General features: G+C 41.5%; 6 protein-coding genes and 5 pseudogenes. 7 read left to right on the top strand and 4 right to left on the bottom strand.

Annotation, left to right across the window (positions count from 1 at the left end; translation table 11 throughout):
• Nucleotides 1-82 precede the first annotated feature (82 nt).
• The 5 genes and pseudogenes from DXA05_RS07685 to DXA05_RS07665 all read left to right on the top strand — a co-directional run bounded on the left by DXA05_RS07685 (nucleotide 83) and on the right by DXA05_RS07665 (nucleotide 6,066).
• Nucleotides 83-1,342, top strand: coding sequence for a TolC family protein (locus tag DXA05_RS07685; protein WP_128859006.1), 1,260 nt, complete (start codon nucleotides 83-85; stop codon nucleotides 1,340-1,342).
• Nucleotides 1,343-1,358: 16 nt separating this feature from the next.
• Entirely contained in the window at nucleotides 1,359-2,270 is a 912-nt protein-coding gene (locus tag DXA05_RS07680) for an HlyD family efflux transporter periplasmic adaptor subunit (RefSeq protein WP_049703339.1), read from the top strand.
• 17 nt (nucleotides 2,271-2,287) lie between these two features.
• Nucleotides 2,288-3,756, top strand: a pseudogene (locus tag DXA05_RS07675) (ATP-binding cassette domain-containing protein).
• A 2-nt stretch (nucleotides 3,757-3,758) separates the two neighbouring features.
• On the top strand, nucleotides 3,759-4,862 hold the full coding sequence (locus DXA05_RS07670; protein ID WP_055279283.1) for an ABC transporter permease: 1,104 nt from the start codon (nucleotides 3,759-3,761) through the stop codon (nucleotides 4,860-4,862).
• A gap of 88 nt (nucleotides 4,863-4,950) precedes the next feature.
• Nucleotides 4,951-6,066 (top strand): ABC transporter permease, encoded by a 1,116-nt coding sequence (locus tag DXA05_RS07665; RefSeq protein WP_128859005.1) that lies wholly within the window; start codon nucleotides 4,951-4,953, stop codon nucleotides 6,064-6,066.
• A gap of 161 nt (nucleotides 6,067-6,227) precedes the next feature.
• On the opposite strand, the gene DXA05_RS07660 is transcribed toward DXA05_RS07665, so the two are convergent.
• The 3 genes and pseudogenes from DXA05_RS07660 to DXA05_RS07650 all read right to left on the bottom strand — a co-directional run bounded on the left by DXA05_RS07660 (nucleotide 6,228) and on the right by DXA05_RS07650 (nucleotide 8,213).
• Nucleotides 6,228-6,656, bottom strand: a complete 429-nt coding sequence (locus tag DXA05_RS07660) for an Hsp20/alpha crystallin family protein (protein WP_004300008.1) — start codon at nucleotides 6,654-6,656, stop codon at nucleotides 6,228-6,230.
• A gap of 271 nt (nucleotides 6,657-6,927) precedes the next feature.
• On the bottom strand, nucleotides 6,928-7,404 hold the full coding sequence (locus tag DXA05_RS07655) for a hypothetical protein (protein ID WP_074705229.1): 477 nt from the start codon (nucleotides 7,402-7,404) through the stop codon (nucleotides 6,928-6,930).
• A gap of 3 nt (nucleotides 7,405-7,407) precedes the next feature.
• Nucleotides 7,408-8,213, bottom strand: a pseudogene (locus DXA05_RS07650) (KilA-N domain-containing protein).
• 345 nt (nucleotides 8,214-8,558) lie between these two features.
• Between DXA05_RS07650 and DXA05_RS07645 the strand changes: the two are divergent.
• Nucleotides 8,559-9,259, top strand: a pseudogene (locus DXA05_RS07645) (SGNH/GDSL hydrolase family protein).
• 343 nt (nucleotides 9,260-9,602) lie between these two features.
• Here DXA05_RS07645 and uvrB read toward each other — a convergent pair.
• Nucleotides 9,603-11,630, bottom strand: a pseudogene (uvrB, locus tag DXA05_RS07640) (excinuclease ABC subunit UvrB).
• 135 nt (nucleotides 11,631-11,765) lie between these two features.
• Here uvrB and DXA05_RS07635 point away from each other — a divergent pair.
• Nucleotides 11,766-13,063, top strand: a pseudogene (locus tag DXA05_RS07635) (phenylacetate--CoA ligase).
• Nucleotides 13,064-13,137 lie beyond the last annotated feature (74 nt).

Here is a 13,137-nt window from a genome sequence, read left to right as displayed (position 1 = left end):
CATTTTTGCCAACTCATAGAGAGTGACTGTATTCAGGAAATCCCTATCTTTGTCTTTCGAAGAAACCAAAGAAATAATGGATATGAAAAGAATGATTTTCAGTTTCTCCTTTTTACTGTATGTAGCAGGAGCGTATGCGCAGATAACATTGGAAGAATGTCAGCGGAAGACGCAGGACAATTATCCGTTGGTACATCAGTATGGTTTAGTGGAGAAGACAAAGGAATATAATCTGGAAAATGCAGCCAAGGGATATTTGCCTCAATTTGCTCTTTCGGCAAAGGCCTCTTATCAGAGTGATGTGACAGAAATTCCGGTAAAACTTCCCGGAGTAGATTTAAAAGGATTGTCCAAAGACCAATATCAGGTCATGTTGGAGTTGCAACAGAAGATATGGGACGGGGGAGGAATCCGTATGCAGAAGAAGCAGACGATTGCAGAGGCTGAAGTGGAGAAAGAAAAACTGAATGTAGATATGTATGCGCTGAATGACCGCGTGAATGATCTTTATTTTGGAATTCTCCTGCTGGACGAGCAAATCAAACAGAATACATTGTTACAAGATGAGTTAGAGAGAAATTATCGTCAGATTACTGCTTATGTGGAAAATGGAATAGCCAATCAAGCTGATTTGGATGCAGTGAAAGTGGAGCAGCTGAATACAAAACAGAAAAGAGTGGATTTAGTATCATCACGGGCAGCTTATTTGAAAATGCTTTCGCTGTTGGTAGGAGAAGCACTGTCTCCGGAGACAGTGCTGGAGAAGCCTGTACCTCAAAGTATGGTTTCGGCTGTCAGTGAGATTCGTCGGCCGGAGTTGGCTTTGTTTGATGCACAGGGAGCCGGACTGCAAGTGCAGGAGAAGGCTTTGAATGTGCGTCATCTTCCGCAGTTCGGACTGTTTGTGCAGGGGGCATACGGAAATCCCGGATTGGATATGCTGAAGAATGAATTTTCTCCTTATTATATGGCAGGTGTCCGGCTTTCATGGAATTTTGGTAGTCTGTATACTTTGAAAAATGACCGTCGGGTGATCGAGAAGAAAAGACAGCAACTGGATAATAACCGGGATGTATTCCTTTTCAATACAAGACTGGAAATGACGCAGCAGGATCAGGCTATCCATTCTTTGGAGAAGCAAATGCGGGATGATGATGAAATAATCCGGTTGCGTACAAATATCCGTAAAGCTGCCGAAGCAAAGGTGGCAAATGGAACATTGACCGTGACTGAAATGTTACGTGAACTGACTAATGAGAGCTTGGCGCGTCAGTCGAAAGCCATACATGAGATTCAACGGTTAATGGGAATTTATCAATTGAAATATACAATAAATGATTAATATAACTTCTCCGGATATGAAAAGAATAACAAAAATAGGAATGTGGGGGATAACGCTGATGATGTTATCTGCCTGTGGAAATGGAACACCAGATTATGACGCAACCGGTACATTTGAAGCTACGGAAGTAATAGTGTCCGCCGAGGCTGCCGGAAAATTGCTACGACTGGAAGTAGAAGAGGGAACAAAGCTGAAAGCGGGTGAGGAGATCGGGTTGGTAGATACGGTACAATTGTATTTAAAGAAACTGCAATTGGAAGCCAGTATGAAATCGGTAGAAAACCAGCGTCCTGATCTTGCCAAACAGATTGCCGCTACCAAACAGCAAATTGTCACGGCAGAGCGTGAGAGGAAACGGGTGGAAAACTTGCTTGCTGCAGGTGCGGCCAATCAGAAGCAACTGGATGATTGGGACGCGCAAGTCAAATTACTCGAACGGCAGCTCGTTGCACAGGAATCATCGTTGCGTAATAGTACGAATAGCCTTACAGAACAAGGCAATTCGGTTGCTATACAGGTAGCGCAAGTGGAGGATCAGTTAGCTAAATGTCATGTTCAGTCACCTATCGCAGGTATAGTATTGGCTAAATATGCGGAAGCCGGTGAATTGGCGGCTATCGGCAAGCCTTTATTTAAGGTGGGCGAAGTGGATCGTATGTATTTGAGGGCTTACATCACTTCCGAACAGTTGTCAAAAGTGAAACTGGGAGATCAAGTGACTGTGTATGCTGACTATGGCAACTCGGAGCAGAAAGCTTATCCGGGGGAAGTGACCTGGATTTCCGATCGTTCGGAATTCACTCCAAAAACAATTCTGACGAAGAATGAACGTGCTAATCTGGTATATGCAGTGAAGATTGCGGTGAAGAATGACGGAGCGTTGAAGATTGGTATGTATGGCGGAGTAAAATTAAAGAATGAAGATTAAAAATTAAAGTCAGGGAGATGGAGAAGGATGTACCCATAGTGGTTGTGAAAGAAGTCGGCAAGAGCTATGGAACGGTGGAAGCGCTGAAAGAGGTTTCTTTTGTGGTAGAACGGGGAGAGATCTTTGGGCTGATAGGTCCTGACGGTGCCGGTAAGAGTACCTTATTCCGTATTCTGACTACTTTGCTGCTGGCAGATAAGGGAACGGCCACGATCGGCGGACTGGATGTGGCAACAGACTATAAACAGATTCGTACGAAGGTTGGATATATGCCCGGCCGTTTTTCACTTTACCAGGATCTTTCAGTAGAGGAGAATCTGGAGTTTTTCGCTACCGTATTCCATACAACTGTTCAGGAGAACTATGATTTAATTAAAGATATCTATCAGCAGATAGAACCGTTCAGGAAAAGAAGGGCAGGGGCTTTGTCGGGTGGTATGAAGCAGAAACTGGCATTGAGTTGCGCTTTGATTCATAAACCGGATATTTTATTCCTGGATGAACCCACTACCGGAGTGGATCCTGTGTCGCGCAAGGAATTTTGGCAAATGCTTCGGAACTTGCGGGAACAGGGTATTACCATTGTTGTTTCTACTCCCATTATGGATGAAGCCCGGCAATGTGACCGGATTGCTTTTATCAATCATGGAAAGATTCATGGAATTGATACTCCCGAGCGTATTCTTCAGCAATTTGCATCCATCCTTTGCCCGCCTTCTTTGGAACGGGAGGAGGTGAGGCATGAAACCGCTCCGGTCATTGAAGTGGAGCAGTTGACAAAGTGTTTTGGTAATTTTACAGCGGTAGATCATATCTCCTTTCAGGTGAACCGGGGAGAGATATTTGGCTTTCTGGGTGCTAATGGAGCCGGAAAGACTACGGCCATGCGCATGCTTTGCGGATTGAGCAAACCGACATCGGGCATCGGAAAGGTGGCAGGATATGATATTTTCCGGGAAGCTGAACAAGTAAAGAAGCATATCGCTATATGAGCCAAAAGTTTTCGCTGTATGAAGATTTGAAGGTGTGGGAGAATATCCGTCTGTTTGCCGGGATTTATGGGATGAAAGAGCAAGAGATAGAACGGAAGACAGAAGAATTGTTGGATCGCCTGGAGCTTACTGCCGAACGGGATACTCTGGTGAAGAGCCTTCCGGTGGGGTGGAAGCAGAAATTAGCTTTTTCAGTTTCAATCTTCCATGAGCCGAGAATTGTTTTTCTGGATGAGCCGACGGGTGGAGTAGATCCCGCTACGAGAAGGCAGTTCTGGGAATTGATTTATCAGGCAGCCGACCAGGGAATCACCATATTTGTCACTACCCATTATATGGATGAAGCGGAATATTGTAACCGGATATCTATCATGGTGGATGGTCAGATTAAAGCTCTTGATACACCTGCCCGTTTGAAGCAGCAATTCGGTGCGGAAACGATGGATGATGTTTTTCAGCAATTAGCCCGCGGTGCGGTGCGCAAAGCAGATTGATTATGAGACAGTTTATAGCTTTTGTAAAGAAGGAATTTTATCATATTTTCCGTGACCGGCGAACCATGCTGATTTTGTTGGGGATGCCGGTTGTACAAATTATACTATTCGGTTTTGCCATCAGTACAGAGGTGAAAAATGTCCGGTTGGCGGTGCTCGATCCTTCTAATGATGTGGTGACACGAAAGATAATTGATCGTTTGGACGCCAGTGAGTACTTTACCGTTACTGCACGTTTTCATTCGCCCCAGGAAATGGAAGCTGCTTTTCTGAAGAATAAGGTTGATATGGCGATTGTTTTTAGCGAACGTTTTATAGATGATCTCTATACGGGTGATGCTCGTGTGCAGCTGGTAGTAGATGCGACAGATCCGAATATGTCGACTTCGCAGGTTAATTATGCAACGGGAATTGTTTCTATGGTAGGTCAGGAAATGATGCCGCCCAATATGTCGGCTGCCCGTTTAACGTCGGATATAAAACTGTTGTATAACCCGCAAATGAAGAGTGCTTATAACTTTGTTCCGGGGGTAATGGGGTTGATCCTGATGCTGATTTGTGCTATGATGACCTCGATTTCCATCGTTCGTGAAAAAGAGACGGGTACCATGGAAGTATTACTGGTTTCGCCTGTGAAGCCATTATTTATTATTTTGGCAAAGGCTGTGCCTTATTTTGTGTTGTCGTTTGTCAATCTGATAACAATTCTTTTACTTTCGGTCTTTGTGCTGGATGTTCCGGTAGTAGGAAGTTTGTTCTGGTTGATAACCGTCTCTTTGTTGTTTATCTTCGTATCCTTGGCGTTGGGTTTATTGATTTCATCAGTCACGCGTACACAGGTTGCGGCCATGCTGGTTTCCGGTTTGATGTTGATGATGCCCACGATGCTTTTATCGGGGATGATTTTCCCTATTGAGAGTATGCCGTTGATACTTCAATGGATCTCAGATATACTTCCGGCACGTTGGTATATTCAGGCTGTGCGAAAGTTGATGATTGAAGGAGTGCCTGTTGTATTGGTATATAAGGAGATTGGCATCTTATTATTAATGGCGACGGTACTTATTACGATCAGTATCAAAAAATTCAAGTATAGATTGGAGTAGATAAGAATAATATGTAAATGTGCCAATTGGCTGTGTTATACTGCATAGCATTGACATATAAACATATCAGCAAATTGAAGAATTATTTATGATAAAGTTCCTGATAGAAAAAGAGTTTAAACAATTGCTTCGCAATTCGTTTCTTCCGAAATTGATTCTTGTATTTCCATGTATGATTATGCTATTGATGCCTTGGGCGGTAAATCTGGAAATCAAGAATATACAGCTGAATATTGTGGATAATGACCATTCGGCTATTTCACAACGTTTAGTGAATAAGATTGCTGCCTCCACTTACTTTCGTTTGGTAGAAGTACCGGCCTCGTATGAAGAAGGTCTTCGAAACATTGAAATTGGAACGGCTGATATTGTGATGGAAATTCCAAGGCATTTGGAACGGGATTGGATGAATGGAGAGGATGCTCATGTATTGATAGCGGCCAATGCCGTGAATGGAACGAAAGGCGGTCTGGGCAGTTCTTATTTGTCTTCTATCATTAATGATTATGTAGCCGAACTACGTTCGGAACATCCCGAAGCAGCTACCGTTTCCGGTGCTTTCGCTTCCATACAGGTTGATACGCAGGGATTGTTTAATCCGAATCTGAACTATAAGCTCTATATGATTCCGGCATTGATGGTCATGTTGTTGACTTTGATTTGTGGTTTCTTGCCTGCGTTGAATGTGGTTAGCGAGAAGGAAGTGGGGACAATAGAACAAATCAATGTGACTCCGGTTCCGAAGTTTGTTTTTATTTTGGCAAAGCTCCTGCCTTATTGGCTGATTGGTTTTCTGGTGCTGACGGTGTGTTTCATATTAGCCTGGTTAATTTATGGCATAGTACCTGTCGGGCATTTTCTGTTGATTTACTTTTTCGCGGTTCTTTTTGTTCTGGTGATGTCCGGCTTCGGACTAGTCATTTCCAACTATTCAGCAACGATGCAGCAATCAATGTTTGTTATGTGGTTCTGTTTGTTGGTGGTGATTTTGATGAGCGGTTTGTTTACCCCCATTAGCAGCATGCCGGAATGGGCACAAATAATAACGATATTCAATCCTTTGAAGTATTTTATGGAGGTGATGCGAATGATATATCTGAAGGGGAGTGGTTTCTTTGATTTGCTGCCGCAGTTCGGAATATTGTTGCTTTTTGCAGTCGTGTTTAATAGTTGGGCGGTAATTAGTTATCGGAAGAACAACTGAAGATAATAAGGGGTCAGTCCGAAAACCCTGTGGGTATGTTATGTTAATAAGGCGGCATTGCCTGCAAAGACAATAAAAAACAGCTCGTTTCCCTTTAAGGGAGAGAGCTGTTTTTGATTCTTTTCATCACCGTCTCCGGTGAATAGTAAGTGGTTACTGTATTACTTTATTTCGATTTGTCTATTTGGCTTCTTCACTTCTTCTTCAGAGAGTTTCGGAAGTTCGATATTTAGAACGCCATGTTCTACAGATGCAGCAATTTTCTCTTTGTCTACATTATCCGGTAGAATCATTGTTTGCTGGAACTTAGAGTATGAGAATTCGCGACGCAGATAGCGACCGTCTTTCTTTTCCTCCTTGTTTTCTGTCTTCTTCTCCATGCTGATAACGAGGTTATTGTCTTCATCAATGCGAACATTGAAATCATCCTTCGTCATACCCGGAGCAGCCAATTCCACTTTGTATTCTTTTTCTGTTTCCAAAACATTAATTGCAGGTGCAGTAGCATTTGCTTTTACCATCCAATCGTTATCAAAGAAATCATTAAAGATACTTGGTAACCAACTTTGAGTTCTTCTAACAGGCATCATAATTTTAGTCTCCTATCTTTAAGTTAAACATTCAGTTAATTATTCTTGAACTTCGGTATTTTCACTTCTGATGGTACCGGTTGTCCCGGTTTCCATCGTCTGCTCTCGAACCGTTGTTCGCTTCTATAAGTGCAAACCTTATGCCAAGTGATTTTTGAGACTAAAATTGTCTATTTGTCATTATAATAATGCCAATTTTGCAATAATAATGACAAAATGTATTCTATTTTTATTTATTTTATATAAGATAGATATTAATTTGATAATATGTCTATTTCTTCTCGATTAGTTTGAATCTCATTCTTAATGTTTGCCTTTCTTCGTCATAGTCATAGCTAATGATTTTGAAAGTTCCCATTTCAGAAGTATTTGATACATGCAATCCGATACAGGCACAGGCGTCATAATCTCCAATGCGGACAATGCGAAGGGTAGGACTTGCGTCAGCAGGTAGTTTGCTTAAATCTACGATGTCTTTGGCCTGTTCATGTGTCATATACTCAACAGTCACAGGTAGGTTTTGACTGATTGCTTCATTTACTATCTCTTCAATGGACTGGATTTGTTCCGCTGTCGGACATGACGAAAGTATATAATCACATTTGCTCTTTTTTCTTTCGATGTGGGCATTGCGAGAACGTGGACAGCCAAAGGTTTTTACCATGGTTGCATTGAGTAAATGCTCTGCTGTATGCATAGGAGGATACTCCTGCTTGTTGTGGTCGTTGAGTTGAATTTGTTGTTCCATAAATTATTTCAATAACTTTTTATTTTTGATATCTTCTAGTATGCTCATTTGTTGAATTGCTATTTGATTTAATTTGATAAGTCTGTCTTTGGGTGTCAAACCTTCATTTATGAAAACGGCATTTAAATTTTCCATGTTTGATAAGCAGATAAGTTCATTGATTGAGGCATAATCACGAATATTACCTTTTAAATTAGGGTGTGTATCACGCCATTCTAAGGCTGTCATTCCAAACATGGCTACATTAAGGATATCAGCTTCGCTGGCATAAATCATGGATGCTTGCTGTGGGGTGATTTCTTGAGGGATAAGATGCTGCTTGATTGCATCAGTATGAATATGATAATTAATTTTAGATAGTTCTCGCTTTGCTGACCAACCAATTTGAGCTTGCTCTTGCTCTTTGAGACGTTGGAATTCTTTTACTATATATAACTCAAATTCAACAGAAATCCAACTTGCAAATTTGAATGCAATATCTTTGTGAGCAAAAGTGCCGCCATATCTTCCGGATTTGGATATGAGTCCAATAGCACAGGTCGTTTCTATCCATTTTTGAGGAGAAAGAGTGAATGCATTTAAACCTGCTTCTTTTCTAAACCCCTCGATTCGAGGGGTTTAAAATGGGGGTTATATAATATTTCCCATAATCCTAGATATTCAATAGTCATTCTATTACGTAGCCAGTTGGCAATAACAGTATTAGCATCTGTTGTCTTGTATTTAGCTATGTCGGTTAAAGAAATATAATCTGTATCGTTGATCTTTAAGATAGTAACGTCTGTGGTCTGAACTGTAATCTTTGCCATATTCTGATTTTTCAGTAAAGGTAAAGTTATATTTGGGAATAAAGAAACGTATATCACTTTTTATTCAAGGTATGTTAAACTCACTTCTAATATATAGGCATAAAAAAAGGAGCAACGCCTTGCTCCAACCTTTGTTAACCTTAAATCTAATACTATGAAAAACACAGTGCAAAGATACGGACTCCTGGGAAATTAGCAAATAATCCAAGTAAAATAGCATGTTATATAACATAGATTAAGAAAAACATCTTTCGTCTTAACGGTTATTCGATATTTTGGGCGTCTATGTATGGAGTTTTTTTTATCTTTGTGAAAAATATCATATTACTAATACTTAATATAAACATGGATAAAAGAAGATTGAGCCAATGGATGTTATTGGCTGTTGTTTGCTTGAGTTTCTCAATAGGAGAAAGCTATGCACAGAAAAATGATTTTGGAAATTTAGCTCGTTATTCAAAACAAAATGCTGCACTTCCAAAGGCGACGAAGAAAGACAAACGAGTTATTTTTATGGGAAATTCCATTACGGAGGGCTGGGTACGTACTCATCCGGACTTTTTCAAATCAAACGGTTATATCGGCCGTGGAATCAGTGGGCAGACTTCTTACCAATTCTTGTTGCGTTTTCGGGAAGATGTGATTAATCTTTCTCCTGCTTTAGTGGTGATTAATGCCGGAACCAATGATGTCGCCGAAAATACACAAACTTATAATGAAGATTATACATTTGGAAACATCGTTTCTATGACAGAATTGGCAAAAGCAAATAAGATAAAAGTGATTCTGACTTCCGTATTGCCTGCCGCTGCATTTAAATGGAGAATGGAAATAAAAGATGTTCCACAGAAAATTAAATCTTTAAATGATCGGATAGAGGCTTATGCAAAAGCTAATAAAATTCCGTTTGTTAATTATTATAAGGCAATGGTGGATGAAAATCAGCCTTGAATCCCCAATATACTAAAGATGGAGTTCATCCGACAGGCGAGGGGTATGATATTATGGAGCCATTGATAAAAGCTGCTATTGAGAAAGCACTCTAAGGTTTATTGATGTAAATTTTGAAATATAAATGCTGTCTGATAATCAAGTTGGGCGGCATTTATTGTGAATGTGCACTTCTAATGGATATAGTTGTTGAAAAGGTTTTAGATGACGTATAGACATAAAAAAAGGAGCAACGCCTTGCTCCAACCTTTGTTAACCTTAAATCTAATACTATGAAAAACACAGTGCAAAGATACGGAGTTTTGGCAACTTTGCAAATTATAAGCTGCTAATTGGTGTTTTTATAACACTAATTAATAGATTAAATCCTGTGTTACAGGTTTGTTAAGAGTTTTATCCCTTGGCAATTCTCATGTAATATATGAAGAGGGGGAGTTTTTACCCCCATTTCTCTTTCATCAAATCTTCCAGTTTCAACAACTCGTCACGGTATTGTGCAGCTTCAATAAATTCGAGTTTCTTGGCTGCTTCCTGCATCAGTTTGCGAGTACGTTCGATACTCTTTTCCATTTGCGCTTTACTCATATACTGCACTACCGGGTCTGCTGCAATGTTCGGAGTAGAAGGTTCTACATAAGCATGTCTTTCTTTTAGCAGTTCATCCGCCTCTTTGGCATTACCGAATACCGACAAGTTTCTGGCCTTTTTAATCTGTTGAGGAGTAATTCCGTTTGCTTCATTGTATGCCAACTGTTTTTCCCGGCGGCGATTGGTTTCGTCAATCGTCAGTTTCATACTATCCGTCATCCTGTCCGCATACATGATTACCTTGCCGTTTACATTACGGGCAGCACGTCCTGCGGTTTGCGTCAGTGAACGGTGGGAGCGGAGGAATCCTTCTTTGTCGGCATCAAGAATAGCAACGAGCGACACTTCCGGAAGATCGAGTCCTTCACGGAGCAGGTTGACTCCGATAAGCACATCATAGATTCCTTGCCGGAGATCATCCATAATCTTCACACGTTCCAATGTATCGACATCACTATGGATATAGTTACATCTTACATTATTATTAAGAAGATACTCTGCCAGTTCTTCTGCCATTCGTTTGGTTAGTGTGGTGACGAGTACGCGTTCTTCCTTTTCAATGCGGAGCTGGATTTCTTCCATTAAGTCGTCAATCTGATTAAGGCTCGGGCGCACTTCGATGACAGGATCAAGCAGTCCTGTAGGACGGATCACCTGCTCTACGACGATACCTTCAGACTGAATCAGTTCATAATCTGCCGGTGTGGCACTGACGTAAATTACCTGTTTTGCCATTTCCTGAAACTCTTCAAATTTTAACGGACGGTTATCCATAGCCGCAGGCAATCGGAAACCATACTCCACCAGATTGATTTTACGTGCACGGTCTCCTCCGTACATCGCACGGATTTGAGGTACACTTACATGGCTTTCGTCAATGACAATCAGAAAATCATCCGGAAAGAAATCGAGCAGACAATAAGGACGAGTGCCGGCAGCACGACCATCGAAATAACGGGAATAGTTCTCAATTCCGGAGCAATGCCCTAATTCCCGGATCATTTCCATATCGTAAGTCACCCGTTCATAGAGCCGTTTGGCTTCATATTCTTTACCGATAGACTCGAAGAATGCCACTTGTTTGGTCAGATCATCTTCTATTTCGTGGATAGCACGGAGAGTTGCCTCTTTGGTCGTCATAAACAAATTGGCCGGATAAATCTTATAGGCGTCGAATGGAGCATGGTGACTCCTGTAATCGGGTCTACTTCTTCTACACCATCAATCTCATCTCCCCAGAAGGTGACACGGAGCAGATTGTCGGTATAAGCCAGATAGATATCCACAGTATCACCTTTAACGCGGAAATTTCCACGGTTCAAGTCAATATCATTGCGGACATACAAGCTGTCTACCAGACGACGTAAAAAGACATTGCGGTCCATCATCCGTCCCCGTTCTATTTCAATGACATTTTTGTAGAAGTCCGAAGGATTTCCCATACCGTAGATACAAGATACGGAAGAAACCACTACCACGTCTTTTCGTCCGGAGAGTAGGGCAGAAGTGGCTGCGAGTCGAAGCTTGTCGATTTCGTCATTGATGGCAAGATCTTTCTCTATATAAGTATCACTGCTCGGGAGATAGCCTCCGGCTGATAATAGTCATAGTAAGAAACGTAATATTCTACCGCATTATTGGGGAAGAAACCTTTAAACTCACTATAGAGCTGGGCACCAATGTCTTGTTATGGCTCAAAATCAACGTAGGTTTGTTGATATTGGCGATCACATTGGCAATGGTAAATGTTTTTCCCGATCCGGTCACTCCCAGCAAAGTCTGTGCGGGAACTCCCTGAAGTACCCCTTCAGTCAGTTGTGCTATCGCTTCCGGCTGATCCCCGGTAGGTTTGTAAGCTGATGTTAGTTCATAATTCATAGTTAAATCCTAAAAAGTGGAGCAATATTCGGTAAAATAATCGAGATAACAAATCATTTTTCCAAATAAATCCTTTACTTTGCAACATATTAATATCAAAAAACAGATTCATACAACTAGTAATACCAGAAACACATGATTTGGAATGAGAGCATTGAGTGTATGGACCGCGAAAGTCTTCGCAAGATTCAAAGCATACGACTCAAGAAAATTGTAGATTACGTCTATCACAACACTCCTTTCTATCGAAAGAAGATGCAGGAAATGGGAATAACTCCCGATGATATCAATAGTATCGATGATATTGTAAAACTGCCGTTTACCACGAAACATGATTTAAGAGATAATTATCCGTTCGGACTTTGTGCCGTGCCGATGAGCCAGATTGTACGTATTCATGCCTCTTCCGGAACGACCGGAAAGCCGACGGTTGTCGGATATACCGTAAGGACTTGGCCTCTTGGGCGGAATGTATATCACGTGCTTTTACCGCTTACGGAGCGGGCCGTTCTGATATTTTTCAGGTATCATACGGATACGGACTGTTTACGGGCGGACTGGGAGCACATGCCGGAGCCGAGAATATCGGTGCTTCTGTTATTCCGATGTCCAGTGGCAACACTGAAAAACAGATTACCTTGATGCATGATTTCGGATCGACAGTGCTTTGTTGCACTCCTTCTTATGCGCTTTACCTGGCAGATGCAATCAAAGATTCCGGTTTGCCACGTGAAGAATTTCAACTGAAAGTCGGTGCGTTCGGTGCGGAACCCTGGACGGAAAATATGCGTCATGAAATTGAAGAGAAACTGGGAATCAAAGCATACGATATTTATGGGTTGAGTGAAATTGCCGGACCGGGTGTCGGTTACGAGTGCGAATGTCAGAACGGCACTCACTTGAATGAAGACCATTATTTCCCGGAAATTATCGATCCGAATACTTTGCAACCGGTTGAACCGGGACAAACGGGCGAACTGGTGTTTACCCACCTCACCAAAGAGGGTATGCCATTGCTCCGTTACCGTACGCGTGATTTGACTGCCTTGCATCATGATAAATGTTCTTGCGGTCGTACATTAGTACGTATGGATCGTATTTTGGGACGCAGTGATGATATGATGATTATCCGTGGTGTAAACGTATTCCCGACACAGATTGAATCCGTTATCCTTGAAATGGCAGAATTTGAACCGCATTATTTGTTGATAGTGGGTCGTGAAAATAATACCGATACGATGGAGCTCCAGGTTGAAGTACGTCCGGAATTCTATTCTGATGAGATCAACAAAATGCTGGCTTTGAAGAAAAAGCTGGGAGGACGTTTGCAAAGCGTACTTGGATTGGGAGTCAACGTGAAACTGGTAGAGCCTCGCAGCATTGAGCGTAGCGTAGGTAAAGCAAAACGTGTGATTGATAATAGAAAAATATAAATAAGTATTAGGTATTAAGTATTAAGTATTAACCATGCGGGTGATCTTGGAACTACGGTAATACTTGTTGCCTA

Origin of the sequence: Bacteroides sp. AM54-2NS, assembly GCF_003602935.1 — a bacterium.
In the GTDB taxonomy this organism is placed as follows: domain Bacteria; phylum Bacteroidota; class Bacteroidia; order Bacteroidales; family Bacteroidaceae; genus Bacteroides; species Bacteroides xylanisolvens.
This window is presented reverse-complemented; position numbering and strand designations above follow the sequence as displayed.

Excerpts from the sequence above, each read along its gene's own strand:
- DXA05_RS07685 (WP_128859006.1), top strand. The coding sequence starts at position 83 with ATGAAAAGAATGATTTTCAGTTTCTCCTTTTTACTGTATGTAGCAGGA.
- DXA05_RS07680 (WP_049703339.1), top strand. The coding sequence starts at position 1,359 with ATGAAAAGAATAACAAAAATAGGAATGTGGGGGATAACGCTGATGATG.
- DXA05_RS07670 (WP_055279283.1), top strand. The coding sequence starts at position 3,759 with ATGAGACAGTTTATAGCTTTTGTAAAGAAGGAATTTTATCATATTTTC.
- DXA05_RS07665 (WP_128859005.1), top strand. The coding sequence starts at position 4,951 with ATGATAAAGTTCCTGATAGAAAAAGAGTTTAAACAATTGCTTCGCAAT.
- DXA05_RS07660 (WP_004300008.1), bottom strand. The coding sequence starts at position 6,656 with ATGATGCCTGTTAGAAGAACTCAAAGTTGGTTACCAAGTATCTTTAAT.
- DXA05_RS07655 (WP_074705229.1), bottom strand. The coding sequence starts at position 7,404 with ATGGAACAACAAATTCAACTCAACGACCACAACAAGCAGGAGTATCCT.